Source organism: Isoptericola sp. NPDC057191 (assembly GCF_042670225.1).
Lineage (GTDB): Bacteria > Actinomycetota > Actinomycetes > Actinomycetales > Cellulomonadaceae > Isoptericola.
The window spans coordinates 25,632-46,867 of record NZ_JBHUWC010000013.1 but is presented as its reverse complement, the minus strand read 5'-3'; the positions used below and the strand labels follow the sequence as shown (position 1 = coordinate 46,867).

Annotated in this window: 18 protein-coding genes; 10 read left to right on the top strand and 8 right to left on the bottom strand. The window is 73.5% G+C overall.

Annotated elements, in window-relative coordinates:
• The first annotated feature begins 63 nt into the window (after positions 1-63).
• Genes ACFT55_RS04130 through ACFT55_RS04120 form a run of 3 tightly spaced genes read left to right on the top strand, consistent with a single transcriptional unit; the run spans position 64 to position 1,905 of the window.
• Positions 64-450: a DUF1844 domain-containing protein gene (locus tag ACFT55_RS04130; RefSeq protein ID WP_380241775.1), complete on the top strand. Its 387-nt coding sequence runs from the start codon at positions 64-66 to the stop codon at positions 448-450.
• A gap of 1 nt (position 451) precedes the next feature.
• Positions 452-1,060 carry a hypothetical protein gene (locus ACFT55_RS04125; RefSeq protein ID WP_380241773.1) on the top strand — a complete coding sequence of 203 codons (609 nt, stop codon included), beginning with the start codon at positions 452-454 and terminating at the stop codon, positions 1,058-1,060.
• Positions 1,057-1,905 carry a trypsin-like peptidase domain-containing protein gene (locus tag ACFT55_RS04120; RefSeq protein ID WP_380241771.1) on the top strand — a complete coding sequence of 283 codons (849 nt, stop codon included), beginning with the start codon at positions 1,057-1,059 and terminating at the stop codon, positions 1,903-1,905. Before ACFT55_RS04125 ends, ACFT55_RS04120 begins: the two co-directional genes overlap by 4 nt.
• A 6-nt stretch (positions 1,906-1,911) precedes the next feature.
• Here ACFT55_RS04120 and ACFT55_RS04115 read toward each other — a convergent pair whose 3' ends face one another.
• The 6 genes from ACFT55_RS04115 to ACFT55_RS04090 all read right to left on the bottom strand — a co-directional run bounded on the left by ACFT55_RS04115 (position 1,912) and on the right by ACFT55_RS04090 (position 6,710).
• Positions 1,912-2,664: an SseB family protein gene (locus ACFT55_RS04115; protein ID WP_380241781.1), complete on the bottom strand. Its 753-nt coding sequence runs from the start codon at positions 2,662-2,664 to the stop codon at positions 1,912-1,914.
• A gap of 56 nt (positions 2,665-2,720) precedes the next feature.
• Positions 2,721-3,452 (bottom strand): bifunctional 1-(5-phosphoribosyl)-5-((5-phosphoribosylamino)methylideneamino)imidazole-4-carboxamide isomerase/phosphoribosylanthranilate isomerase PriA, encoded by a 732-nt coding sequence (gene priA / locus ACFT55_RS04110; protein WP_380241769.1) that lies wholly within the window; start codon positions 3,450-3,452, stop codon positions 2,721-2,723.
• 49 nt (positions 3,453-3,501) lie between these two features.
• Complete coding sequence (hisH, locus tag ACFT55_RS04105; RefSeq protein WP_380241779.1) at positions 3,502-4,173, bottom strand: imidazole glycerol phosphate synthase subunit HisH; 672 nt, start codon at positions 4,171-4,173, stop codon at positions 3,502-3,504.
• 179 nt (positions 4,174-4,352) lie between these two features.
• Entirely contained in the window at positions 4,353-4,889 is a 537-nt protein-coding gene (locus tag ACFT55_RS04100) for a hypothetical protein (RefSeq protein ID WP_380241767.1), read from the bottom strand.
• Between the two features lie 4 nt (positions 4,890-4,893).
• Positions 4,894-5,496: an imidazoleglycerol-phosphate dehydratase HisB gene (gene hisB, locus ACFT55_RS04095; RefSeq protein ID WP_380241765.1), complete on the bottom strand. Its 603-nt coding sequence runs from the start codon at positions 5,494-5,496 to the stop codon at positions 4,894-4,896.
• Positions 5,496-6,710 carry a histidinol-phosphate transaminase gene (locus ACFT55_RS04090; protein WP_380241763.1) on the bottom strand — a complete coding sequence of 405 codons (1,215 nt, stop codon included), beginning with the start codon at positions 6,708-6,710 and terminating at the stop codon, positions 5,496-5,498. The genes hisB and ACFT55_RS04090 overlap by 1 nt, the downstream gene beginning before the upstream one ends.
• Before the next feature lie 277 nt (positions 6,711-6,987).
• On the opposite strand from ACFT55_RS04090, the gene adhP reads away from it, so the two are divergent.
• Positions 6,988-8,019, top strand: coding sequence for an alcohol dehydrogenase AdhP (gene adhP / locus ACFT55_RS04085; protein ID WP_380241761.1), 1,032 nt, complete (start codon positions 6,988-6,990; stop codon positions 8,017-8,019).
• A 95-nt stretch (positions 8,020-8,114) separates the two neighbouring features.
• On the opposite strand, the gene ACFT55_RS04080 is transcribed toward adhP, so the two are convergent.
• A complete protein-coding gene (locus ACFT55_RS04080) occupies positions 8,115-8,669 on the bottom strand; it encodes a Rieske (2Fe-2S) protein (protein WP_380241759.1) in 555 nt (184 codons plus the stop codon).
• A gap of 90 nt (positions 8,670-8,759) precedes the next feature.
• On the opposite strand from ACFT55_RS04080, the gene ACFT55_RS04075 reads away from it, so the two are divergent.
• The 6 genes from ACFT55_RS04075 (at position 8,760) to ACFT55_RS04050 (ending at position 17,785) form a co-directional block, all read left to right on the top strand.
• Positions 8,760-9,182 (top strand): hypothetical protein, encoded by a 423-nt coding sequence (locus tag ACFT55_RS04075; RefSeq protein WP_380241757.1) that lies wholly within the window; start codon positions 8,760-8,762, stop codon positions 9,180-9,182.
• Positions 9,183-9,462: 280 nt separating this feature from the next.
• Positions 9,463-11,745 carry a RecQ family ATP-dependent DNA helicase gene (locus tag ACFT55_RS04070; RefSeq protein ID WP_380241777.1) on the top strand — a complete coding sequence of 761 codons (2,283 nt, stop codon included), beginning with the start codon at positions 9,463-9,465 and terminating at the stop codon, positions 11,743-11,745.
• A 273-nt stretch (positions 11,746-12,018) separates the two neighbouring features.
• Positions 12,019-13,002, top strand: coding sequence for an ABC transporter permease (locus tag ACFT55_RS04065; protein ID WP_380241754.1), 984 nt, complete (start codon positions 12,019-12,021; stop codon positions 13,000-13,002).
• 19 nt (positions 13,003-13,021) lie between these two features.
• The gene (locus tag ACFT55_RS04060) at positions 13,022-13,939 is read left to right on the top strand and encodes an ABC transporter permease (protein ID WP_380241752.1); all 918 of its coding nucleotides are present in this window, start codon (positions 13,022-13,024) and stop codon (positions 13,937-13,939) included.
• Complete coding sequence (locus ACFT55_RS04055; RefSeq protein WP_380241749.1) at positions 13,936-15,990, top strand: dipeptide ABC transporter ATP-binding protein; 2,055 nt, start codon at positions 13,936-13,938, stop codon at positions 15,988-15,990. Before ACFT55_RS04060 ends, ACFT55_RS04055 begins: the two co-directional genes overlap by 4 nt.
• Positions 15,991-16,057: 67 nt before the next feature.
• Complete coding sequence (locus ACFT55_RS04050) at positions 16,058-17,785, top strand: ABC transporter substrate-binding protein (protein WP_380241747.1); 1,728 nt, start codon at positions 16,058-16,060, stop codon at positions 17,783-17,785.
• A gap of 117 nt (positions 17,786-17,902) precedes the next feature.
• On the opposite strand, the gene ACFT55_RS04045 is transcribed toward ACFT55_RS04050, so the two are convergent.
• Positions 17,903-21,217 carry an SNF2-related protein gene (locus ACFT55_RS04045; RefSeq protein ID WP_380241744.1) on the bottom strand — a complete coding sequence of 1,105 codons (3,315 nt, stop codon included), beginning with the start codon at positions 21,215-21,217 and terminating at the stop codon, positions 17,903-17,905.
• Positions 21,218-21,236: the final 19 nt, after the last annotated feature.

Here is a 21,236-nt window from a genome sequence, read left to right as displayed (position 1 = left end):
GGTCCCGTCGGGGCCCGGCCTCGGCCGTCGTCACCCACCCGCCCCGATGCGAAGATGGACCCCATGAGCACCACCCCCGACGCGACCCCCTCCCCCGACGCCGTCCCGGCCACGACCGTGGAGGACGACGCGACGCGCGACATCGCCGACGTCCCCGCCGTCCAGGTCATCACGACCGCCGCCGTGCACCTCATGAGCGCGGCCGCCGTGAAGTGCGGCCTGGCCGAGGACGCCGAGGCGCAGGACCACCTCGACCTCGACGAGGCGCGCAAGCTGATCACCGCGCTCGCCGCACTGGTCACGGCGAGCGCCCCCGACGTCGGCAACCAGCACGCCCGCTCCCTGCGGGACGGGCTGCGCACCCTGCAGCTGGCGTTCCGGGAGGCGTCCGTCGTCCCCGACGCTCCCGGCGAGGGCCCGGGCGAGAAGTACACGGGTTCCGTCGTCTGACATGTCCACGCCGTCCGCCTGGCCGCCGCCGCCGGACCCGCCGCCGGGCCCGGCGGTACCGCCCGGTGCCGGCGCCGGGGCAGCCCGGCGCCACGACGAGCATCACGACCGGCGCACGACGGTGGTCGTCGTCCTGGCCGTGCTGCTCGCGCTCGCGCTCGGCCTGGGCGCGTACCTGTGGGTCACCACGACGCGCTGGCAGGAGCACAGCGCGGCATGGGAGCACGAGGCCCGTGGCTACGCCGACCGGGTCGCGGACCTCGACGCCCAGCTGCACGCCACCGACGCCGAGCTCGTCGCCGCGCGCGAGCAGCTCGCGACCGCGACCTCCCGCATCACGGACCTGGCGAACGAGAAGGCCCAGCTCGGCGACGAGAACGTCGCCTCGCAGCAGTACCTCGACTACCAGAAGCGGGTGAGCGAGGCCGCGGGCGTCGTGACCACGGCCCTCGGCGACTGCGTGGACGCGCAGGCCCGGCTCATCACCTCCCTCGAGGACCGGGACGCGTACGACGCGAAGGACCTCGACCGGTTCGCCGCCGACGTCGGCACGCTGTGCCGGCAGGCGTCGAAGGCGAGCGACCAGCTCAAGCAGGAGCTCGATCAGTGAGGCGACCGGGGGCACCGCGGGCGTCCGGCGCCGCCCGCACGGCGTCCGTCGCGCTCCTCGCGACCGCTCTCGCCGGCTGCGGTGTCCTGCCGTCGGTGCCTGGTCCCGTCCCGGAGGACGTCGTCCCCACGGGCGGGACGGCCTCGGCGCCACCCTCGCTGGACCCGCGCGGGGCGCAGGCGCTGTCCCCCGACGGCTTCGACACCGTGCAGCGAATGGCGGTGCGCATCCGCAACGTCGGGTGCGACGGCCTGTCCACCGGATCAGGGTTCGCCGTGGACGAGCACACCCTGATCACCAACCGGCACGTCGTGGCGGACTCCGAGTCGCTCGAGGTCAGCACGTACGACGGTCGAGACCTCGAGGTCGCCGCCGCCGGCAGCGCGTCCCTGGCCGACCTCGCACTGGTACGCACCGCGGACCCGCTGCCCAGCCACCCGACGCTCGCCCGTGCCGACCCCGAGCCGGGCGACGCCGTGACCGTGGTGGGCTACCCCGAGGGCGGACGGCTCACCGTCACGGCGGGCGAGGTGATCGGGCCGACCACCGACCCTCTGCACGAGAACCTGGGCGAGGTGCTGCTCACGGACGCGCCGGTCGAGCCCGGCTCGTCCGGGTCCGCGGCCCTCGACGCGGACGGCCGCGTCATCGGCGTGGTCTACGCGAAGACCTCCGACGACCGGTCGCTGCTGGTGCCCGTCTCCACGCTGGAGCGGGTGCTCGACGATGCCGACGGGTTCCAGCCGCTCCCACCCTGTGACCAGCCGACCGCGCAGCCGAGCGACCAGCCGACCGCGCAGCCGACCGAGCAGCCGACCGAGCAGACCCCGCCCCCGTCCCGGTAGCGGTGGTCAGCGCGCGGCGCCGACCCGGAGCTCCAGGGAGTCGACGCGCGAGGAGATCACGCTCGAGGCGCCGAGCCGGGCGTTCACCTGCGCGAGGACCCGGTCCAGCCCGGCACGGTCCAGGCCCGGGTCCAGGGCCAGCACCACGGCCACCTCGGCGCGGCGGCCCCGCTCGGCATGGGCCCGCACGACGTGCTGCACGGGGGCGGCGGCGTCGGCGACCGCTGTCGCGACCTCCGCCTCCACCTCGACCGCGCCGCCAGGGCCCTCGACGAGCGCAGGACGCCACTCCTCGCCCTGGGCCAGCGCCCACACCGCGGGGCGGGGCACGAGGGCGGTGGCGGGCCCGGCGGGGTCCACCACGAGCAGCGACCAGTCCTCGCTGACGGCGGACAGCGCCGCACGCGCGGCCTCGACCGGCACCGGACGGGCGTCGGCACGCCAGGCCCGCATCGACTCGACGGACGTGAAGACGGGCAGCGCGCGGCGGCCGTCGGGAGCCTCGATCGCCACGACGCCCGCGGCGGCCTCCTTGTCGACGTGCAGTTCCTGCGTGCCGGACGGGCCCTCGTGCTCGACGACGTCGGCCACGGCGAGCTCGGCGAGGACGGGGACGAGCACCCGGGTGGCCGCGAGGCGGCGCACGACCTCCTGCAGCGCGCCGGCACCGTCGGCGTGGGCCCGCAGCAGACGCGCGAGCTCCGGGTCGGCGGTGCCGTCGTCGCCCGCGAACTGCGACGTGGGCTGGATGGACTTCAGGTGGCCGGGGAGCGCGCGGCCGTCGCCGCCGTCCTGCGGTCCGGCGGCGGGGCCGGTCACGGCCGACCCGCCACGTCGAGCGCCTCGGGAAGCGTGAACGCCCCGGCGTACAGCGCCTTGCCCACGACGGCGCCCTCGACGCCGTCCGGCACGAGGGCGCGCAGCGCCTCGAGGTCGGCGAGCGACGAGATGCCGCCCGACGCGACCACCTTCGCGGGCGTGCGCGAGGCGACCTCCCGCAGCAGCTCGACGTTCGGGCCGCGCAGCGTGCCGTCCTTGGTCACGTCCGTGACGACGTAGCGCGAGCACCCGGCGTCGTCGAGGCGGGCGAGAACCTCCCACAGGTCGCCGCCCTCCTGGGTCCAGCCACGGGCGGCGAGGGTGGTGCCGCGCACGTCCAGGCCCACCGCGACCGCGTCGCCGTGCTCGGCGATGACGCGGGCGGTCCACTCCGGGTCCTCGAGGGCGGCGGTGCCGATGTTGACGCGACGCGCGCCCGTGGCCAGGGCGCGCTCGAGCGACGCGTCGTCACGGATACCGCCCGACAGCTCGACCTGGACGTCCAGCTCGGCCACGACCTGCGCGAGCAGCTCGGCGTTCGACCCGCGTCCGAAGGCGGCGTCCAGGTCCACGAGATGGATCCACTCGGCGCCGCCCGCCTGCCAGTCGCGGGCGGCGGCCAGGGGGTCGCCGTAGGACGTCTCGGAGCCGGCCTCTCCCTGCACGAGGCGGACGGCCTGGCCGTCGGCGACGTCGACGGCGGGCAGCAGCACGAGGCGTTCGGTCATGGGGTGTCTCTCCAGCTCTTCGGTGCGTGGTGGGTGGTCCGGCGGGGTGTCAGAGCGAGCGGACCCAGTTCTCCAGCAGGGTCGCGCCCGCGTCGCCGGACTTCTCGGGGTGGAACTGCGTGGCGGACAGCGGTCCGCTCTCGACGGCCGCGACGAACCGTGCCTCGGAGCCGGGAGCGCCGTGCCGCGCCCAGGTGACCAGCGGGGGCGTGTACCGCGGGTCGACCTCCCCGTCGTGCCCCAGGGTGAACTCCTGTGCCGCGTAGGAGTGCACGAAGTAGAACCGCTCGTGCTCCACCCCCGCGAAGAGGCGAGAGCCCTCGGGCACCTCGACCGGCGACCAGCCCATGTGCGGCACCACCGGCGCGTCGATGCGCTCGACCACGCCCGGCCACTCGCCCAGCCCCTCGGCCCGCTCCCCGTGCTCCACCCCCGCGTCGAACATGACCTGCATGCCGACGCAGATGCCGAGCACGGGCCGGCCTCCGGCGAGACGGCGGTCGACCACCTGGTCGCCGCGGACGGCCCGCAGCCCGGCCATGCAGGCGGCGAAGGCGCCCACCCCGGGCACGACGAGGCCGTCGGCCTCGGCGGCACGCGTCAGGTCGGCGGTGAGCTCGACGTCGGCGCCGACCCGTTCGAGCGCGCGCACGGCCGACCGGACGTTGCCGAACCCGTAGTCGAGCACCACGACCCGGCGTCGCCCGTCGGCACGTGCCACCGCGGGCGCAGGGTTGAGGTCCGCCGCGGCACCCCCGTGCGGCAGCAGCGGCGCGATGCCCGCGGCCGTCTGCGCGGCCGCGAGATCGGGCCGTCGCTCCCCCTGACCGGCGGGGTCCGGCGTCGTGCCCGGCGTCGTGCCCGGCGTCGTGCCCGGCGTCGTCTCCGGCATGTGACTCCCTACTGCTGCTTCTTGCGAGCCTTGCGCGCGGCGCCCGTGAGCATCCGCATCGCCTTGAACCGGCCGATGCTCGCCGACGGCACGACGCCGGGCAGGTCGGCCACGGTGAGCTGCCCCGTGACGAGGTCCTCGAGAGCCTCCGGCGCGCCGCCCAGCACCAGGCCGGGCGGGAGCTCGCCCTCTGCCGCGCCGTCCGCGTAGCGCACGCACGTGAGCTGCTCGCCCCGCCGGGTCACGAGGACGAGAGGCACCCCGGCGACGAGCTTCGAGATCGACGCGGCGGCGCGGGCCGGGGTGTCGCCGCGGGTGTCGCGCAGGACGGCGAGGGCGCCCACCGGCGTGGGCGCGGCGTCGACGTCGAGCTCCGCGAGCGCACAGGCGGCCGCCAACGGCTCCGCGCCGGCGATCTGCGTGATGAGGACCGCCAGCTCGGGGTCGGCGGACGCGCCGTCGAGCCCGGACAGGTCGTCGGGGACCTCGAAGCCCTCGGGCAGCTCGTCCGGCACGTCCTGGTGCTGGTCGCGATCGGTGGTCATGCGGCTACAGCGCACCCTTCGTGGACGGGACGCCCTCGACGCGGGGGTCGGGGGCGACGGCGGCGCGCAGCGCACGGGCCAGCGCCTTGAACTGGGCTTCGACGATGTGGTGCGGGTCGCGACCGGCGAGGACCCGTACGTGCAGGCAGATGCCCGCGTGGTGCGCAAGCGACTCGAGCACGTGGCGCGTGAGGGATCCGGTGAAGTGGCCGCCGATGAGGTGGTACTCCTGCCCCTCCGGCTCGCCGGAGTGCACGAGGTACGGGCGGCCGGACACGTCGACGACCGCCAGCGCGAGCGCTTCGTCCAGGGGCACCGTGGCGTCACCGAAGCGCGAGATCCCGCGCTTGTCGCCGAGCGCCTCGCGCAGGGCCTCCCCCAGGACGATCGCGACGTCCTCGACGGTGTGGTGCGCGTCGATGTGGGTGTCCCCCGTGGCACGCACCGTCAGGTCGATCAGGGAGTGCTTGCCGAGCGCCGTGAGCATGTGGTCGTAGAACGGCACGGTGGTCGAGATCTCCGTGCGCCCGGTGCCGTCGAGGTCCAGCTCGACGACGACGCTCGACTCGCTCGTCGTGCGCTCCACGCGGGCCGTGCGGTGCTGCATCAGTCCTCCTTCTCGGGCGCGTCGGCGCCGGTGACGACCTCGGTGAGGGCGGCCCGGAAGGCCGCGTTCTCCGCGGGTGTGCCCACCGAGACCCGCAGCCAGCCCTCCGGGCCGGTCTCCCGGATCAGGACGCCGCGGTCGAGCAGGCGCTGCCAGACGGCGTGCCGGTCGTCGAACGTCCCGAACAGCACGAAGTTCGCGTCGGAGTCGGCCACCCGCAGGGGGCGGCCGTCGACGCGCTGCGCCCGCAGCCAGGCCACGAGGTCGTCGCGCTCGTCGCGCAGGCCGCGCACCTGGGCGCGCAGCTCGTCGTGGTGCGCCAGGGCGCCGCGCGCGGCCGCCTGGGTCACCGCGGACAGGTGGTACGGCAGCCGCACGACGCGGAGGGCGTCGACGAGCTCCCGCGACGCGGCCAGGTAGCCGAGCCGCAGGCCCGCCGCGGCGAAGGCCTTCGACATCGTGCGCGTGACGGCGAGGTGCGGGTGCCCGGCGAGCAGCTCCAGCGCGGACGGGGTGCCGGGGCGCCGGAACTCGGCGTAGGCCTCGTCCACCACGACGACCGCGCCGGCACGCCGCCCGGCGTGCTCGGGCGCGTCGGGCACCTCGACGCGGGCCGCTGCGGCCAGGACCGCCTCCACGGTCGCGAGCGGGAGCGCGGTGCCGGTCGGGTTGTTCGGGCTGGCCAGCAGCACCACCGACGGCCGGACCTCCTCGATCGTCGCGACCGCGTGGTCGACGTCGAGCGTGAAGTCCGTCTCACGTCGACCGGTCACCCAGCGGGTGTGGGTGTCCCGGGCGTACTCGGGGTACATGGAATAGGTGGGCGCGAACGACACCGCCGTGCGTCCGGGGCCGCCGAACGCCTGCAGCAGGTGCAGCATGACCTCGTTGGAGCCGTTGGCGGCCCAGACCTGCTCGGGCGCGACGCGCACCCCGGACTCGAGCGCCAGATAGTCGGCCAGGTCCCCGCGCAGGGCGGCGAAGTCGCGGTCCGGGTAGCGGTTGAGCCCCCGCGCCGCGTCGGCGACGTACCGGGCGATCGTGGCGACGACGGCCTCCGACGGCGCGTACGGGTTCTCGTTGACGTTGAGCAGCACGGGGACGTCGAGCTGCGGGGCGCCGTACGGCACCTCGTCGGCGAGCTCCGGGCGCAACGGCAGCCGCGCGCCGTCGACCCCGCCCGCGGGCGCCGGGGCGGACAGAGGGGTGGTCACACGGGCAGTCTACGGAACCGCCAGGACGTCGGGGCCCGCCGTCCGCCCCTCGGCCGTCGGGCTGCGCCGCCGCCCGGGCTCGCACACTCGGCGCCCGGCAGCGCTCCGGATCCAGCGCTTGTGAACGACTTCACATGCACCGAACGGCTTGACTCTGCGGCTTGTGACAGGTTTCACAAGCATTGGAGAGCAGCGGCACCCCTTTCCTGCCTACCGTCGAAGGAGCAACAGCACGCCGGGGGGTCCGACCCGAGGGCCCCGTTGAAGGGAGTCTGAGATGAGCACCATGCAAGCCGCGGTCGTCCGCTCGTTCGGCGAGCCGCTCTCCGTCGAGGACCGGCAGGTCCCCACCCCTGGACCCCACGAGGCCCTCGTCAAGGTCGACTACACCGGCGTGTGCCACACCGACCTGCACGCCGCGCACGGCGACTGGCCGGTGCAGCCGACCCCGCCCTTCGTCCCCGGCCACGAGGGGGTCGGCCACGTCGTGGCAGTGGGCGACCAGGTGACGCGGCTCGCCGTCGGCGACACCGTCGGCAACGCGTGGCTCTGGAGCGCCTGCGGCGAGTGCGAGTACTGCGAGACCGGCTGGGAGACCCTCTGCCCGAACCAGAAGAACGGCGGCTACTCGGTCGACGGCTCCTTCGGCCAGTACATGCTCGTGGACTCGCGGTACGCGCCGATCATCCCCGACGGCGTCGACCTGTCGGCGGTCGGACCGATCCTCTGTGCCGGAGTGACCGTCTACAAGGGCCTCAAGGTCACCGACACCCAGCCGGGCGAGTGGGTGCTCGTCTCCGGCATCGGCGGGCTCGGCCACATCGCCGTCCAGTACGCGGTCGCGATGGGCCGCCGCGTCGCCGCGGTCGACGTCGACGAGACGAAGCTCGCCCTGGCGCGCAAGCACGGTGCCGAGGTCACGGTCAACGCGGCGACGTCGGCCGACGCGGCCGCGGAGCTGCGGGAGGGGACGGGCGGCGGCGTCCACGGCGCCCTCGTGACGGCGGTGAACGCGCACGCGTTCCCCCAGGCCGTGGGGGCTCTCCGCCGTGGCGGCACCGTCTCGCTCGTGGGGCTGCCCCCGGAGAAGTTCCCGCTGGACATCTTCACCACGGTCCTGTTCGGCCTCACCGTGCGAGGCTCGATCGTCGGGACGCGCAAGGACATGGCCGAGGCGCTGGACTTCTTCGCCCGTGGCAAGGTCGCGCCGACCTACTCCGTGCGCCCCCTCGGCGACATCAACGCGATCTTCGACGAGATGATCGCGGGCACCATCGACGGCAGGGTGGTCATGGACATGCGGGGCTGACCGGCACTGCCTCCGCGGGCCGACCGGGCCGGACGACACCGCCGGGCCCGGTCGCCCGCCACCTCATGCCAGGACGACCTCGTGCCAGGACGACCTCACGGCAGGACGACGTCGGACCCCGAGACCTCGACCTGGATCGCGGGCAACGGCTCAGGAGCAGGGCCGCCCAGGACCGCGGCGTCGGTGAGCGCGTAGCGCGACTGGTGGCAGGGGCACAGGAGCTCCCCGTCACCCGGCGCGACGGTGCACCCGGCGTGCGTGCAGATCGCGCTGAAGGCGTGCACCTCCCCCTGCGTCGGCTGGGTGACGAGCACGTCCTGGCCGCCCACCTTGGCGGACACGGCGCCACCCACCGGCACGTCCGCGAGCGCGACGACGACGGTCCCCGCCCCGGCCGCGCTCGCGGACGCCGCGGCCTCTTCCGGGGTCGGCTTCTGCTCGACGCAGGCGGCGAGCACGCCCGCGCCGGCGACGACGCCCGCCACCGCGCCGGTGCCGCGCAGCACCTGCCGACGGGTGGGCCCGCAGGCACAACGCTGCGCCGTCAGCGGAGCCCCGGGTGCAGTGCTGCCGGGCGTCTCGGCGGCGGGGCTCACGGGCGCCTCGGGCGTCGCGGACGTCGCGGACGTCGTGGTCGGGGTGCTGGGCATCGAGCCTCCGAGGGGTGCGGTCCAGGGGGCCTGTCGGCATACGCGTCCGCTCCGGAGACGGCGGGCCCGAGGAGTGGGAGCATCATCATCATGGACTCCACGCCCAGCGCAGTGCCACCGCGGCCACGGGCCGGGGGACCGCCCGGCGGCCCCTTCGCGCGGGTGTGGCGCGCCGTGGCCGCCGCGGGAGCCCTGGTGTCCGCGGTGATCCACGTGCTGCTGTACCTCGACGGCTACGACACGATCGCCGTCGTCGGCCCTCTCTTCCTGCTCAACGCCGTGGCCGGCGTCGTGCTCGCCGCGGCGCTGGTGATCTGGCGGCACTGGCTGCCCCTGGTCGGCGGGATCGGGTTCGGCGGCCTCACCCTGCTCGCGTTCGTCCTCTCGACGACGGTCGGGTTCTACGGCGTCAACGAGACGTTCGCCGGGACCAACGAGCTCCTCGCGGCGGCCTCCGAGGTGGTCACGGTCGTCGGGTCGGCGGTCGCGCTCCTGCGGGAGTACGTGCGCTGACCGCGCTCCAGGACGAGCCGCCGCGCGGGCTGTGGAGAGCTGCCGTCGCCCGTCGGCGGCGCACCCTACGATCGGGAGGGTGAGCCACCCCGACGACCCGTACGCCGACCTCGTGTTCGCCCCCTCGGACGACGACGCCCCGCCGCCGGACGACCTGGCTCCGGAGCCGGAACCCGCTCCCCCGGCGCGCCCGTCCGTCCCATCACCGGCGCCGGTCCCGGCCGCCGGCCCTCAGGAGGGACCGCCCGGCACCGACCCCGCCAAGCGCGCGAAGCTCGCGATGCTCCGCGGGCTGCTCGACAGCGCGGGCGAGGGCGGGGGCACGCTGCGGGAGCAGGCGGAGGAGTCCCTCCGTGCGCTGGTCGGCCGCGAGGACGCCACCCTGCGCGACGACCAGTGGCGCGCGATCGAGGCTCTGGTCGCCTTCCGGAGGCGCGCGCTCGTGGTGCAGCGCACCGGGTGGGGCAAGTCGGCGGTGTACTTCGTCGCCACGTCGTTGCTGCGCTCCCGCGGGGCCGGACCGACCGTCATCGTCTCGCCGCTCCTGGCCCTCATGCGCGACCAGATCGCGGCTGCCGCCCGGGCCGGGATCCGTGCCGTGACGATCAACTCGTCGAACGTCACGGAGTGGGACCAGGTCCACGCCTCGATCGCCGCGGGCGAGGTGGACGTGCTGCTCTGCTCCCCCGAGCGTCTCAACAACCCGGCGTTCCGCGACGAGGTCCTCCCCCGGCTGGCGGCCGACGCGGGACTCGTCGTGATCGACGAGGCGCACTGCATCTCGGACTGGGGTCACGACTTCCGCCCGGACTACCGGCGCATCCGCACCCTGCTCGCCGACCTGCCGCCCGGCATCCCGGTGCTCGCGACCACCGCCACGGCCAACGCACGCGTGACGTCCGACGTCGCGGAGCAGCTCGCGGTACGTGGCGGGCAGCTCGAGGCCGAGGCGGGCGCCGAGGCGCGCACCACGGACGACGTGCTGGTGCTGCGCGGCGGGCTGGACCGGGAGTCGCTGCACCTCGCCGTCCTGGAGCTGCCGGACCAGCCCACGCGCGTCGCCTGGCTCGTCGAGGCCCTGCAGGACGTGGACGGGTCGGGGATCGTGTACTGCCTCACCGTGTCGGCCGCCGAGCAGGTCGCCGAGCAGCTGCGTGGGGCCGGGCTCGCGGTCGCCGCCTACACCGGACGCACCGACCCGACGCAGCGGGAGCAGCTGGAGCAGGACCTCAAGGAGAACCGGGTCAAGGCCCTCGTCGCCACGTCGGCCCTCGGCATGGGCTTCGACAAGCCCGACCTCGCCTTCGTCGTCCACCTCGGTGCCCCGTCGTCGCCCATCGCGTACTACCAGCAGGTCGGCCGCGCGGGACGTGGCGTCGACGACGCCGTCGTGGTGCTGCTGCCCGGGCAGGAGGACCGCGCCATCTGGGACTGGTTCGGGTCCCAGGCGTTCCCCGCGGAGGCACAGGTCCGCACCACCCTGGGGGCGCTCTCGGCCTCGGACGGCGCGCAGAGCACCGCCGCGCTGGAGACCCAGGTCGACCTCAAGCGCTCGCGCCTGGAGACGATGCTCAAGGTGCTCGACGTCGACGGCGCCGTGCGCCGGGTCCAGGGCGGCTGGGTCGCCACGGGCACGCCGTGGGCGTACGACGCCGAGCGGTACGCCCGGGTGGAGGCCACGCGCCAGGCGGAGCAGCAGGCGATGGTCGACTACGTCGCGACCACCGGGTGCCGCATGGCGTACCTGCGGGCCCAGCTGGACGACCCGGAGCTGCCCGCGGGGTGGACGTGCGGCCGCTGCGACCGGTGTGACGGTGTCTCCCTGCCCGCCGTCCCGGACGCCGAGGCCGTCGCCGCGGCGCGTGCCGACATGGACCGGCCGGGTGTCGAGGTCGGCCCCCGCGCGATGTGGCCGTCGGGCCTCGCCGCGCTCGGGCTCGACCTCAAGGGCAAGATCGCGCCCGACGAGCGCGCCGAGACGGGGCGCGCCGTCGCCCGCCTCGACGGCCTGGGCTGGTCCGGACCGCTGCGCGACCTCTTCGCGGCCGGCGCCCCCGACGGCGAGGTGCCGGTGCCCCTGCGGCACGCCGCGGCTCGCGTGCTGGACGACTGGGACGCCGTCCGCGCGGCCGGCGCGGCCGGAGAGGGCGTAGAGGGCGTAGAGGGCGTAGAGGGCGACGGCGAGACCGCCGCCGCGGGCGCGCGCCGGACGCTGGTCGAGGGGGTCGTGGCGGTGCGCTCGACCACCCGACCGCAGCTGACCTACCACCTGGCGTCCGGACTCGCCGCCTACCTCGGCGTCCCCCTCATCGGCTCCGTCGGCCCTGCGGCAGGCGCCGAGCAGCCGGCTCGGCACGACGTGAACTCCGCGATGCGGCTCGCCGGGGTGGCCCGGCGGCTCCGGCTCGAGCTCAACGACGCGACCCTGCGCGGCCTGCCCGGCCGTTCGGTGCTGCTCGTCGACGACTGGACGGAGTCCGGGTGGACGCTCACGGTGGCCGCACGGCTCCTGCGGCAGGCCGGCGCGTCCGCCGTGCACCCGTTCGTCCTCGGCGTGCGCTGACGCGCGCTGACTGCACCGACGTGCGCTGAGGACGTCGGGGCAGGTCAGACCGCCCCCGACCTGATCGAGGCGGACCTGCGGACCGCCCCGGACCCGCTCCGGGCCAGCACCAGGGGCAGGACCCGCCGGCCGCTCCGCATGTTTCCGGGATTGTTCGCCTGGAGCACGAAACCGTAACGATCCGAGCCGCTCGGCCCAGATGTGTCGGAGGCCACTCTGGACGGCGGTAATGTCACGGCACCGCGACCGTTCCTGAAGAAAGCCCCTCCGACTTTGACCCGATATCTGCTGCGCCGCACCACGGGCTGGTTGCTCATGGTCGTAGCCGTCACGAATCTCACGTACTTCCTCGCCTGGGCCTACCTCGACCCCCGGAGCAACTACGTCGGGAGGCGGCCCCCTCTCAGCGAGGAGCAGATCCACAACCTGCTCGAGCCGCGCAACCTGGACGACCAGACGCCGCTGCTCGTGAGGTGGTGGAACTGGTTCAGCGGCATCCTCTTCCACTGGGACTGGGGAGTCAGCCCCACCGGGCAGTCGGTCAACGAGCAGGTCTCCTACCGCATGTGGGTCTCCGCGGAGCTGATGCTCGGCGCGACGATCCTGCTGACGCTCATCGGCATCGCGCTGGGCGTCTACAGCGCCTCGCGCCAGTACCGCGTCGGAGACCGGATCGCGCAGGGCACGTCCATCATCACGATGAACATCCCGATCGTGGTCGCGGCGCTCGGGCTCGTGCTGCTCGCGATCGCCTTCAACGGCGCCGTGGGCACGACGGTCTTCTACGTCACCGGCTCGTCGAGCCCGGGGGTGAGCGGCTTCTTTCCCACCCTGCTCGACACCGTCCAGCACCTCACGCTGCCCACCATCGCGCTGATCATCGTGGGGTACGCGCAGTACCACTTCCTGCAGCGCTCCCTGCTGCTCGACAACATCAAGTCCGACTACGTGCGCATGGCGCGGGCCAAGGGCCTGACCAAGCAGCAGGCGATCCGCAAGCACGCCCTGCGCACGTCGCTGATCCCCGTCACGACGCAGGTCGCGTTCTCGATCCCCGGCATCTTCACGGGCGCCGTGCTGACCGAGTCGATCTTCGCCTGGAAGGGCATGGGGCAGTACTTCATCGAGACGATCTCGAAGAACGACATCAACGGTGTGGTCGCGGTCGCGGCGTTCGGCGCGGTCATGACCGCGGTGGGCGCGATCCTCGCGGACATCGCGGTCGTCGTCCTCGATCCCCGAGTGCGGGTGAGCTGACATGGCAAACGATCCCTCCATGGTCGACCCTCTGGCCGAGACCGAGGTCGCTCCCCCCGTCGCGGAGCCCGGTGAGCGCAAGCGGCTGTCGAAGTGGCGGCTGTACAGCCGCCGCTTCGCCCGCAACCGTCCCGCGGTCGGCGGCGTGGTCATCTTCGTGCTGCTCGTGCTCTTCGCGGTGTTCGGCACGTTCTTCCAGAAGTACGACCACGTCGAGCTCGACTTCCTCGCCCTGTCCGACCCGCCGAGCCCCGAGCACTGGTTCGGCACCAACAACGCCGGGAACGACCTGTACGCGATGGTCGTCGTGGGCCTGCAGCGCTCGCTGCTGATCGCGGTCGTCGTGGCCACGGGCACGACGATCCTGTCGGCCGTCATCGGCACCGCGGCCGCCTACTTCGGCGGCCGGATCGAGCGGGTGGCGCTGTTCATCATCCACTTCCTGATGGTGGCGCCGACGTTCCTGCTCCTCGCGATGATGTCCAACGACTCCGGCGGCGACTGGAAGGTCATCGCCCTCGTCCTGATCCTCGTCAGCTGGTTCTTCCAGGCCCGCACCATCTGGACGCTGTCCCTCTCGCTGCGCGAGCGGGAGTACGTCCACGCCGCGCGCTACATGGGCGTGCCCGGGCTGCGGATCGTGCTGCGCCACCTGATCCCGAACATCGGGTCGCTGCTGGTCATCAACTTCACGCTGGGCGTGGTCGGCGCCGTCATGGCCGAGACCGGGCTGTCCTTCCTCGGCTTCGGCGTGAAGCTCCCCGACGTCTCGCTCGGGTCCCTCATCGGCATCGGCGCCTCCAGCATCTCGAGCGCGCCGTGGATGTTCTACTTCCCCGCCGCCGCACTGACGCTGCTGACCGTCTCCATGGCGCTGGTCGCCGACGGCCTGCGCGACGCCCTCGATCCCACCTCCGCTGCGGGAGGCCGCGCATGACCACCCCCGTACTCTCCGTCCGCGACCTCACCGTCAGCTTCCCGTCCGAGGCGGGGCGCGTCGACGCCGTCCGCGGCGTCTCGTTCGACCTCGCCGAGGGGCGCACCCTCGGGATCGTCGGCGAGTCCGGCTCCGGCAAGTCCGTCACCTCGCTCGCCGTCATGGGCCTGCTCGACGAGAACGCCCGCATCGGCGGCTCGGTGCAGTTCGAGGGCGAGGAGCTGCTCGGCAAGAGCGACGCGCAGATGTCCAAGATCCGCGGCAACGGCATCGCGATGATCTTCCAGGACCCGCTGACGTCGCTGACGCCGGTGTTCACGGTCGGTGACCAGATCGTCGAGGCACTCACGGTCCACAACCCCCGGATGTCGCGCCGCGCGGCCTGGGACCGCGCCGTCGAGCTGCTCGGCCTCGTCGGGATCCCCCGGCCCCAGGAGCGCGTGAAGTCGTTCCCGCACGAGTTCTCGGGCGGCATGCGCCAGCGCGTGGTCATCGCCATCGCGATGGCGAACAACCCGAGGCTGATCATCGCGGACGAGCCGACGACGGCCCTCGACGTCACGATCCAGGCCCAGATCCTCGACCTCATCAAGACGGCGCAGCGCGAGACCGGTGCCGCGGTCATGATGATCACGCACGACATGGGCGTGGTGGCCAACATCGCGGACGACGTGGTCGTCATGTACGCCGGTCGCGCGATCGAGAAGGCCCCGGTCGAGACGCTGTTCGCGGACACCCGCATGCCCTACTCGATCGGCCTGCTCGGGGCGATCCCCCGGGTCGACAAGTCGGTGGACCAGCCGCTCGTGCCCATCAAGGGCAGCCCCCCGCTGCTGGTCGACCTCCCCGACGCGTGCCCTTTCGCCGCGCGGTGCCCGATCGTGCAGGACGCGTGCCTCACCTCCGAGCCCGAGCTCCTGCCCGTCGGCGGCGCACCGGACCACCGTGCCGCGTGCATCCGCGCGGAGGAGATCCGTGCCGGCCGCATCGGGGACGAGCCGGTCTACCCGGTCCCCGAGATCCCCTCCTCGACCCTCGAGAGGGTGCCCCGCGACCTGCGTGCGCCCACGCTCGAGGTCGAGAACCTCACGAAGACGTTCCCGCTCCTCAAGGGCTCGTTCCGCAAGAAGAAGGTCGGCGAGGTGCACGCCGTCAAGGGCGTCAGCTTCGACGTCCGCGAGGGCGAGACGATGGCGATCGTCGGCGAGTCCGGGTCGGGCAAGACCACGACGCTGCTGCAGATCATGGACTTCGCCGCGCAGGACGACGGCGACATCCGGATCGTCGGCACCAGCGTCGCCGACATCAAGGGTGGCCGCGCCGAGCGTCAGCTGCGCCGCGACGTGCAGATCGTCTTCCAGGACCCGGTCGGCTCGCTCGACCCGCGCATGACGGTCTTCGACGTCATCGCCGAGCCCCTGCGCACCGTGGGCACCCCGACCGCTGAGGTCGGGCCGCGGGTCGACGAGCTCATGGACCTCGTCGGCCTCGACCCGGCGCACAGCGACCGCTTCCCGGCGGCGTTCTCCGGCGGGCAGCGCCAGCGCATCGGCATCGCACGCGCTCTGGCGACCAACCCGAAGCTGGTGGTCCTCGACGAGCCGGTGTCCGCGCTCGACGTGTCGGTGCAGGCGGGCGTCATCAACCTGCTCGACGAGCTCAAGGTGCGCCTGGGCCTGTCCTACCTCTTCGTCGCGCACGACCTGTCGGTCGTGCGGCACATCGCCGACCGCGTCGCCGTGATGTACCTCGGCAGCTTCGTCGAGCACGGCGAGGTCGACGCGGTCTTCGACGACCCGCAGCACCCGTACACCCGAGCGCTGCTGTCGGCGATCCCGGTGCCGGACCCGGTGAAGGAGCGCGGCCGCGAGCACATCGTGCTCAAGGGCGACCTTCCCAGCCCGACCGACACCATCACAGGGTGCCCCTTCGTCTCCAGGTGCCCCCTGTACCAGACCCTCGACGCCCCGGAGCGGGCCGTGTGCGAGACGAAGGTCCCTGTCCTCAGCGGCCGTACGGGCGTGCACGTGAACGCCTGCCACCACCGCTGACGAAGCTTTCCTCACCCATCAACTCCAACCATCGAGTGAGCGCCTACCAGGCGCGAAAGGAGCACCCATGAGGCTGCAGAAGAGACTGGCCGGCAGCGTCGCCGTCGCCGGCGTGCTGGCCCTGGCCCTCACCGCCTGCGGCGGCGGGAGCAACGACGACGGCGGCGCCAAGCCGTCCGCCTCGGCCCAGACCATCGAGGGCGCGGACTACAACCCGCAGCCGCGCGAGAAGCTCGAGCAGGGCGGCGAGGTGACCTTCCCGCTGACGGAGATCACCCCGCAGATGAACCCGAACCACTCCGACGGGTCGGTCGACACCGCCCGCATCTGGGAGTGGTACAACCCGCAGATGATCCTCATGTCCCCGGAGGGCGAGGCCTCGGCCAACCCGAACTACCTCTCCGACTGGACCACCGAGGTCAAGGACGGCAAGACCGTCGTGACCTACACGATCAACCCCAAGGCGGTCTGGAACGACGGCAGCCCGATCACCTGGAAGTCCTACGAGGAGCTCTGGAAGGCCAACCGGTCGACCGAGGAGGGCTACGTCCCCAGCTCGACCGACGGCTACTCGCAGATCGAGTCTGTCAAGCAGGGCGAGGACGAGCGCCAGGCGGTCGTCACCTTCAAGACCGAGTTCCCCTGGACCGACGGTCTGTTCTGGCACATCATGAACCCGGCCGTGAACTCGCCGAAGGTGTTCAACGAGGGCTACCTCGAGGACGCGCACGCCGACTGGGGTGCCGGCCCGTACAAGATCGACGAGTTCGACCTCAACGGCGGCGTCGTCTCGTTCGTGCCGAACGACAAGTGGTGGGGCGACAAGCCCATGCTCGACAAGGTCACGTTCCGCGTGCTCGAGCCCACCGCCGCGGTGAACGGCTTCCAGAACGGTGAGGTCAACTACGTCGACAACCTGTCGGCCGACAACCTCGAGCAGCTCAAGGACGTCGACAACGCCGAGACGTACCGCGCGCAGCGCACGTCGACGAACCTCCTCGAGCTGAACGCCGAGCGTCCGCAGTTCAAGGACGTCAAGGTCCGCGAGGCCCTCTTCAAGGCCATCAACCGCGACCAGATCAAGGAGGTCGTCTGGAACGGCCTCAACTACACCGAGCCCGACGCCGGCTCGCTGAACCTGTTCCCGTTCCAGGAGGGCTACGTCGACGCGCTCGCTGCCGCGGGCTACAAGTACGACGTCGACGCGGCCAACACGCTCCTCGACGAGGCCGGCTGGACCAAGAACGGCGACGTCCGCGAGAAGGACGGCGTGAAGTTCGAGGGCCGTCTGCCCATCTTCGGCGACGAGCCGATCACCGAGGCCCGCGCCAAGGTCGTCCAGCAGCAGCTCGCCGCGATCGGCTTCAAGCTCGACATCGACAAGCGCCCCGCGAGCGACTTCTCGACCGTGCTGTCCACCAAGGACTGGGACCTCGTCATCCTCGGCTTCTCGTCGAGCGACCCGTACGGCGTGGCGTACATGTGCCAGCTGTACTGCTCGGACTCGGGCCTGAACCTGTCGTCGACCGGCACCAAGGCGATCGACAAGAAGATCGCGGACCAGGTGTCGTCCCTGCCGACGGCTGAGGAGCAGACCGAGGCGGGCATGAAGCTCGAGTCGGAGATCATCTCCGAGACCTGGGGCATCCTGCCGCTGTACAACGGCCCGTGGATCTCCATGGCCACGAAGGGTCTCGCCAACCTCACGCCCGAGACCTACACCGGTCTCGACCTCTTCGGCCTGCAGCCGGTGGAGAACGTGGGCTGGGAGAAGGGCACGGCCCCCGCGAACTGACGCGGACGGCTGAGCCGTACGGCTCGACCAGCAAGGCCCTCGGGGCCGGTGGCACCCGCCGCCGGCCCCGGGGGCTTCGTCGTGCCTGGGGCGTGCCGGGCGGGGGCCCCGTCCGGCCTACGGCTCCAGCAGCCCGCGCACGTCGTCGGCCGCGAGCGAGCGGGAGAACGCGCCCCCCTCGTCGTCCAGCACCGCGTCGAACAGCGCGGCCTTGCGGCGCGCCAGCGCCATCACCTTCTCCTCGATGGTGTCCTGCGCCACGAGGCGGGTGACAGCGACGTGCCGGGTCTGCCCGATGCGGTGGGTGCGGTCCACCGCCTGCGCCTCGGCCGCGGGGTTCCACCACGGGTCCAGCAGGTAGACGTAGTCCGCCTCGGTGAGGTTGAGCCCCACCCCACCCGCCTTGAGGCTGATGAGGAACGCCGGTGCGTCCCCCTCCTTCCAGCCGCGGATGACGTCCGCGCGGCGGCGGGTGGCCCCGTCGAGGTAGGCGACGGCCAGCCCCGCCTCCGCGCACCGCGCCTCCACCCGGCGCAGGAACGACGTGAACTGCGAGAACACGAGGGCGCGGTGGCCCTCCGCGGCGATCTCGACCAGCTCGTCGGTCACCACGTCCAGCTTCGCGGAGCCCACGCCCGCGTACGCGCCGTCGAGCAGCGACGCGTCGAGCGCGAGGCGGCGCAGGGTGGTCAGCGAGCGGAAGATGGCCACCCGGTTGGCCTCGAAGTCCTCCAGCAGGCCGAGGAGCCGCTGCCGCTCCCGCTGCAGGTGGGTGTCGTAGACCTTGCGGTGGTCCGGGGTGAGCGGCACGCGCAGGACGCGCTCCTGCCGCTCGGGCAGCTCGGGCGCCACCTGCTCCTTGGTGCGACGCAGCACGAGGGGACGGATCCGGCGCTTGAGGCGGGCCAGGGCGCGGTTGCCTGCCGCCACCACCTGCGGGTCGTCGTCGGTGGCCGCGGCGTCGACGAGCCGCGCCGTCTCGGCGCGGAAGCGGTGCATCGACGGGTAGAGGCCCGGCGCGACGACGGCCAGCAACGCCCAGAGCTCGAGCAGGTTGTTCTCCAGGGGCGTGCCGGTGATCGCGAGCTTGAACGGTGCGTCGAGGAGCCGCGCGGTCTCGTGCGCCCTCGTCCGCGGGTTCTTCGCCACCTGGGCCTCGTCCAGGATCAGGCCGCTCCAACCGAGCGCGTCGAACGCGTCGAACTCGAGGCGGAAGACGGCGTAGGACGTGACCAGCACGTCGGCCCCCGCCGCGAGCTCCGCGACCCCGCTGCCCAGCGTGCGCCCTGTCGCCGGCATCGACGCCACCCGTAGCCCGGGCGTGAAGCGTGCTGCCTCGTCCACCCAGTTCCCCACCACGGAGGCGGGCGCGACGACGACGAACGGCGGCGCGTCAGGCGCGGTGGCGCGGGCGTGCGCGAGGAACGTGAGGGCTTCGACCGTCTTGCCGAGCCCCATGTCGTCGGCCAGGATGCCGCCGAGCCCGTGGCTCCACAGGAACGCCAGCCACTCGAACGCCTCCCGCTGGTACGGGCGCAGGTCGGCACGGACCCCCACGGGGACGTCGACCGGCTCAGCCACCGTCTCCCCCGCGGCGAACGACCGCAGCCCCGCCAGCGACCGCCGCCACGTCGCCGCGGCCTCCACGACGTCCGCGACGTCCTCGAGCTCGCCCCACAGGTGCGCGTCGTAGCGGCTGACCCGCGCCTTGCCCGGTCGGTCGCTCAGCTCCGTGGCCTCGGCGATCAGGTCGCGCAGCCGCCCCAGGACCGGCTGGTCGAGCCGGAGCCACGAGCCGTCCACGAGCAGGAGCCGCTTGTCGCCGCGCGTGAGGGCGGTGAACAGGCGCGCAAACGGGAGCTCCTTGCCTGCCACGGTGACGGAGACGCCGAGGTCGAGCCAGTCGGAGTCCCCTGACGGGGCCCCGGAGACGACCACCCGCGGGGCGGCGTCGAGATGCAGGTAGTGCGGCACGTCGGTGGCCTCGACCCGCACGTCGCCCGTGGCCGCGAGGGCGGGCAGCACCCCGTGCGCGAGGTCGAGGGCGTCCAGCCCCTTCAGCTCCGTCCGGGCCGCGAGGTCGAACCGCTCGAAGCCCGGCACGCCGCGGACGGCGGCCTGCGCCTTGGCCCGCATCTCGGCCTCGGCGTCCGGGGCCCGCAACGGGTCGGCGGCGGCTCCTTCGAGCGGGACGCGCCGCGGCGACCCGCCTGGCGCGGGGTACTCGTAGCACCACGCGAGCCGCGCGTGCTCCGGCGACGCGAAGCCCACCTCGGCGACGAGCACCGGGCGCGGCGGGTCGGGCAGCGTCACCGAACCGTCGGAGAGCACGCGGACCGCGCGCCGCAGCACCGGCAGGTGCTCGGCGAACAGCTCGGCCACGTCGTCGCGCGGGACGTCGACCCGGCCGACGACGACGAGCTCGCGGGCCGCGTCGGAGAGGCGGCGCGCGGTGGGCCCGAGGCGGAGCACCGTGCGCCGCCCCTCGGTCTCGACGGCGTACACGCCGGTGTCGCCGACCGTCCCGAGGGCAGAGCCTGCGGGCGCGTCCGCGCCGTCGAAGGCGACCACCGGGTCGAGGCGCACCCCGTCGTCGCCGGACCCGACCACGAGCCGGAGTTCGGCCGTGCCCGCCAGGCGCACCTCGTCGCGCGCGCCGTGCGCGACCAGCGGGATCTCGAGGTCCGCCGCCTCGGCGAGCAGGGCCCACAGGCCGCGTCCCCCCGCGGCGAGCGGCCGCCACGCCAGCCGGCCGCGGCCGAACCCGCCGTCGGCGAGGGCGGAACCCAGGTCGGCGAACCAGCGCCGGACCTGCGGGGCCGGCGTGGCCCGCACGTCGGCGAAGGCGTAGAGCCCGGTGGCAAGCGCCTCCCAGCTCGCCTCGGGCGCCACCTTCCACCCGGTGCGACCACGCACCACCGGGCGCACCGACAGCTGCGGCGGCAGGTCGCCGAACGCCTCGTCGAGCCGGAAGCGCAGCGCCACCGGCAGCACTCCGCCGGTCGCACCGTCGGACGCCGTCCCCGCGGCCGGGCCCCGTGCGCTCCCGGTCACCGCCGCGAGCCGACCGCGCCAGCCGGTCGACGTCGTCCCCTCGTCCGCGGCGTGGCCACCGACGTCCGTCGCACCCGCCTGCTGCCCGACGTGCAGCAGCGTGGCCGCCACGTGCTTGCAGTCCTCACGCACGGGGCAGCTGCACGTCGCGGCCCGGTACGCGTACCGGCCGTCGGCGCCCACGTCGAACGTGACGCGGCAGGTGTAGGGCTGCGGGCCGCTCCCCGTGACCTGGGAGGTCAGGACGAGCGCGTCCGCGTCCCAGCGCCACGTGCCGACCATGCCGGCCCGCTCGTAGCCCTGGGCACGGCGGAACGCGGCGCTCCCCACGATGCCGCCGACCACGACGGGGTCGAGGCGGGGCGGCGGGGCGGGCATGGCGTCCATGCTCGCACGT

Coding starts and splice junctions, on each gene's coding strand:
- ACFT55_RS04125 (WP_380241773.1), top strand. CDS start 452: ATGTCCACGCCGTCCGCCTGGCCGCCGCCGCCGGACCCGCCGCCGGGC.
- hisB (WP_380241765.1), bottom strand. CDS start 5,496: ATGCAGCACCGCACGGCCCGCGTGGAGCGCACGACGAGCGAGTCGAGC.
- adhP (WP_380241761.1), top strand. CDS start 6,988: ATGAGCACCATGCAAGCCGCGGTCGTCCGCTCGTTCGGCGAGCCGCTC.
- ACFT55_RS04075 (WP_380241757.1), top strand. CDS start 8,760: ATGGACTCCACGCCCAGCGCAGTGCCACCGCGGCCACGGGCCGGGGGA.
- priA (WP_380241769.1), bottom strand. CDS start 3,452: ATGACCGAACGCCTCGTGCTGCTGCCCGCCGTCGACGTCGCCGACGGC.
- ACFT55_RS04070 (WP_380241777.1), top strand. CDS start 9,463: ATGCTCCGCGGGCTGCTCGACAGCGCGGGCGAGGGCGGGGGCACGCTG.
- ACFT55_RS04055 (WP_380241749.1), top strand. CDS start 13,936: ATGACCACCCCCGTACTCTCCGTCCGCGACCTCACCGTCAGCTTCCCG.
- ACFT55_RS04130 (WP_380241775.1), top strand. CDS start 64: ATGAGCACCACCCCCGACGCGACCCCCTCCCCCGACGCCGTCCCGGCC.
- ACFT55_RS04045 (WP_380241744.1), bottom strand. CDS start 21,217: ATGCCCGCCCCGCCGCCCCGCCTCGACCCCGTCGTGGTCGGCGGCATC.
- ACFT55_RS04080 (WP_380241759.1), bottom strand. CDS start 8,669: ATGCCCAGCACCCCGACCACGACGTCCGCGACGTCCGCGACGCCCGAG.
- ACFT55_RS04060 (WP_380241752.1), top strand. CDS start 13,022: ATGGTCGACCCTCTGGCCGAGACCGAGGTCGCTCCCCCCGTCGCGGAG.
- ACFT55_RS04100 (WP_380241767.1), bottom strand. CDS start 4,889: ATGACCACCGATCGCGACCAGCACCAGGACGTGCCGGACGAGCTGCCC.
- ACFT55_RS04050 (WP_380241747.1), top strand. CDS start 16,058: ATGAGGCTGCAGAAGAGACTGGCCGGCAGCGTCGCCGTCGCCGGCGTG.